Annotated in this window: 3 protein-coding genes; 1 reads left to right on the top strand and 2 read right to left on the bottom strand. The window is 75.6% G+C overall.

From position 1 onward, the window contains the following. Window positions 1–576 (top strand): PHP domain-containing protein (locus GT030_RS29655; RefSeq protein WP_161203726.1); only part of this gene is annotated, 576 nt, incomplete at its 5' end. A gap of 172 nt (window positions 577–748) precedes the next feature. Here the strand turns inward: GT030_RS29655 and GT030_RS29650 are convergent. Further along, complete coding sequence (locus GT030_RS29650; protein ID WP_086694684.1) at window positions 749–2,038, bottom strand: ROK family transcriptional regulator; 1,290 nt, start codon at window positions 2,036–2,038, stop codon at window positions 749–751. Window positions 2,039–2,164: 126 nt separating this feature from the next. Continuing rightward, window positions 2,165–3,885, bottom strand: a 1,721-nt coding sequence (locus GT030_RS29645; protein WP_202460720.1) for a flavodoxin domain-containing protein, incomplete at its 5' end; no start/stop codon positions are given.

Here is a 3,885-nt window from a genome sequence, read left to right as displayed (position 1 = left end):
CTGCGCGAGCAGCTCGACCTCGTCGAGACGCTGAACGAGCGCTGGGCGCCGTTCCGGCTGCTCACCGGCATCGAGTGCGACATCCTGGACGACGGCTCGCTGGACCAGGAGCCGGAGCTGCTGGACCGGCTGGACGTCGTGGTGGTGTCGGTGCACTCCAAGCTGAAGATGGACGCGGCCGCGATGACCCGCCGGATGGTGGCCGCCGTGTCCGATCCGCACGCCGACGTCCTGGGCCACTGCACCGGCCGGCTGATCACCGGGCGCGGGCGGCCCGAGTCGGCCTTCGACGCGGCCGAGGTGTTCGCCGCGTGCGCCGAGTCGGGCACCGCCGTGGAGATCAACAGCCGTCCGGAGCGGCTGGACCCGCCCAAACGCCTGCTGCGCGAGGCGGTGGACGCCGGGACACTGTTCTCGATCGACACCGACGCGCACGCGCCGGGCCAGCTGGACTGGCAGATCCTCGGCTGCGCCCGAGCCGAGGAGTGCGGGGTGCCCGCAGGGCGGGTGGTGAACACCTGGACGGCGGACGAGCTGCTGGACTGGACCCGCGAGGGGCGGGTACCGGCGTCCTGACCAGCCGTTCCTTCGCGTGACCCGGATCACCTCGCCGGGCGGGAACGCCACCACCTGGTTGTCCGTTGAACCACACGTGGACGCGGGGCCGACCTGACCTGGAACCCGTCCGCTGATGGACCGCCCCGGTCGTGATTCCCCCGTCACGGCCGGGGCATCTTCGTGTCCGGGCTCAGCGCGGGGCGCGCTCGTCCAGTGCGGCCCGCCAGGCGGGGGGACGGTCCTCGGGCACCGGTTCGGCGCGGCGGCCGCCCCGGCTGAAGAAGTCGGCCAGGGGCAGGATGGCCGCGCCCACGGTGACCGCGTCCGGACCGAGCCGCCCCAGGTCGATGGTGACCCGGTCCGCCGGGTGCCTGAGCGCGTAGGTGGCCGCGTGCCGGCGTACGGCGGGCAGGAAGCGGGTGCCTAGCTGGAGCCCGGCCCAGCCGCCGATGAGGATGCGCTCGGGCTGGAAGAGGTTGATCAGGTCCGAGAGACCCGCGCCCAGGTACTCGGCGGTCTCCTCCAGCACCGCGAGCGCGACCGGGTCGGGCTCCGCGTCCCCGGCCGGGTAGGCGGCGGCGAGCATCGCGGTGAGCGCGGTCTCCTCGTCGGTGCCCTCGGGCGGACGTCCGCCCTCCTCGCGCCACCGGGCCAGCAGCGACTCGGCGCCCGCGTACGCCTCCAGACAGCCCGGCGCCCCGCAGCGGCAGCGGCGCCCGCGCACCCGTACCGTCAGGTGCCCCCACTCCACCGCGCGGCCGTGCTCCACCTCGGGGGTGACCAGGCAGGCGCCGACGCCGGAGCCGAAGAGCACCACCAGGGCGTTGCGGGCGCCGCGCCCGGCGCCGAACCACATCTCGGCCTGGCCGAGCGTCTTGGCGCCGTTGTCGATGAAGTACGGCACGCTCTCGGGGAGCCCGGAGGTCGCCCGGAGCAGCCGCTCCAGCGGGACGGCGTCCCAGCCGATGGTCTGGCCGTGCACCACGGCGCCCCGGTCGGCGGTGTGCTCCACGATGCCGGGCACGCCGACCCCGACCCCGAGCAGCCGCTCGGGTCGCGCGCCCTCGGCGGCCAGCACCTCGGCGACGCCGTCCCGGATGTGGCCGGTGATGTCGTCCACGTCGTAGCCGGGGCGGGTCAACGGTCGCTCGGCGCGGGCGAGTTCGGTGAGGGCCAGGTCGAACAGCTCGACGCGGACGCGGGTCTCGCCGACGTCCACGCCGATCATCTGGCCGCTGTGCGGGGCGACCCGGAGCAGGGTGCGGGGGCGGCCGCCGTCGGAGTCGACGCTGCCGGCCTCCTCCACCAGTCCGTCCGCGATCAGGTCCGCCACGACGTTGCTGACCGAGCCGGAGCTCAGTCCGGTGGCCGGGCCCAGTTCGAAGCGGCTGAGGGGGCCGTCGAAGTACAGCCTGTGCAGCACGGCCGTGCGGTTGCCCCGCCTCAGATCGCGTACCGTGCGCCCGTTCCGCCCCGCCATGTGGCCCCTTCCGACCCGTGCCCGACCTGCAACATACCCCTCGTGACAGGCCGGGCACGACTGCGCGGGCCCCCTTATTTCATGCTGTGAGATTTCCAGGGGGCGCGGGTGGGGGCGGGGTGCGGTTCACCCGGCCGCGTACACGTCCTCCACATAGCGGCCGGCGCCGACCAGCCCGTCCAGCCAGCGCGTCGCCGCCGCCTCGTCCGCGCCGGGGGTGTGCTCGCGGTACAGGGTGCGGAACGCCTCGCGGACACCGGGTGCCATGCGGGCGCCGTCGCCGCAGACGTACACCCGCGCCCCGGCACCGAGCAGCTCCCAGACCTCGTCGGCCTCGGCGGCGATCCGGTGCTGGACGAACTGTGCGCCGCCGACCGGGGCCGCGCTGAAGGCGGGGCGGAGCGAGACGGCTCCGGCGCTCTCGGCGGCGCCCAGTTCGGCCGCGTGCAGATAGTCGGCGTCGGGAGCGTCGCAGCCGAAGTAGAGCAGGGCGGGCGGGAGTTGGGCGCCACCGGCGCGGGCGGCGGCCCGGTCCATGACCACGCCGCGGAACGGGGCCAGGCCGGTGCCGGCCGCGATCAGCACGACGGGGGTGGAGGTGTCGGTGCGGAACGCCTCCCGGCAGGGCTGGACGCGGGCGTACACCGTGTCGCCGGGCTTCACGCCCGCCAGGTGTCCCGAACCGGTGCCCCGGTAGCGGCCGTTGCCGGAGCGGGCGGGGGCGTCGAGCACGGAGACCATGAGGTCGGCGTGGCGCGGGTCGGCGGCCGGGGAGGAGGAGATGGAGTAGTGGCGCGGGCGCAGCGGGGTGAGCAGGCCGAGCAGGCGGGGCCAGTCGAGGGCCTCGCGCAGGGCGGGGTGGTCCTCCAGCAGTTCTAGGAGCGTGCGCGGGTCGTCGCCGGTGAGGGCGGCGAGGGCGGCGCGCTCGGGCGGACAGGGGTTGGCGGCGGCGAGGAGTTCGCGCTGGCGCGCGGTGGGCCGCTCCTGCAACTCGACGTGCCTGGCGAGGAGTTCGCGCACGGTGAGTGGGCGGTCCACGGCCAGGCCGTCGCGGCGGGGACGGGTGGCGTGGATGTCGAGCACCGTGTCCGGGTCGGCGCCGAGCGCGGCGAGGGCCCGTTCCACGGTCTCGGGGGCGTTGACCGGCAGCACGGTGAGGTGGTCGGCGGTGCGGTAGGTGACGCCGTCGGGCAGGGCGACGCGCAGGAACCGCTTGACGCGCGGGTGTCCGGGCGCGGTGAGGTCGTACGCCTCGGTGACGGTCATGGGGACCAGCTCGTGCCGCTCGGCGAGGGCGTCCAGCGGGCCGCCGGTCAGGGCGCGGACCTCGTAGGCGGTGCCGGGCTCGTCGGCCGGGGCGGTGGCGTCGGGGTCGCCGTACTCGGTGAGCAGGGCGGTACGCAGCGCGTCGGTGTACTCGCGGACGGCGCCGGTGAGGTCGCCGGAGGCGTCGGCGGCCGCGCGCGGGGTGAGCCGGGTGGCGCCCAGCTCGGCGAGACGGGCGTCGATACGGGTCGGCATGTGCTGGTAGGTGGCGGCCCAGTTGCGGTCGCCGACGCCGAGCACGGTGTAGGTGACGCCGGTGAGGTCGTGCTCGCCCTCCAGCCAGGCGGCGAAGGCGATCGCGTCGTCGGTGGGGCGGCCGTTGTAGGAGGCGGCGGTGATGACGACGGGCCGGTCGGCGGGCAGGCCGTCGGCGTACGCGTCCAGCGGGGCGACCTCGGTGGCGCAGCCGAGCGCGGCGGCCTCGTCCGCGAGCCGGCCGGCGAACTCGCGGCAGGTGCCGTAGTTGCTGCCGTGCAGGAACAGCGCGGCGGTGCCGGGGCGGACGCGGGCGGGGAGCGCCC

Source organism: Streptomyces sp. SID1328 (assembly GCF_009865595.1).
GTDB lineage: Bacteria > Actinomycetota > Actinomycetes > Streptomycetales > Streptomycetaceae > Streptomyces > Streptomyces griseoluteus.
The sequence above is the reverse complement of the archived record's forward strand: the minus strand, read 5'-3'. Positions and strand labels throughout refer to the sequence as shown.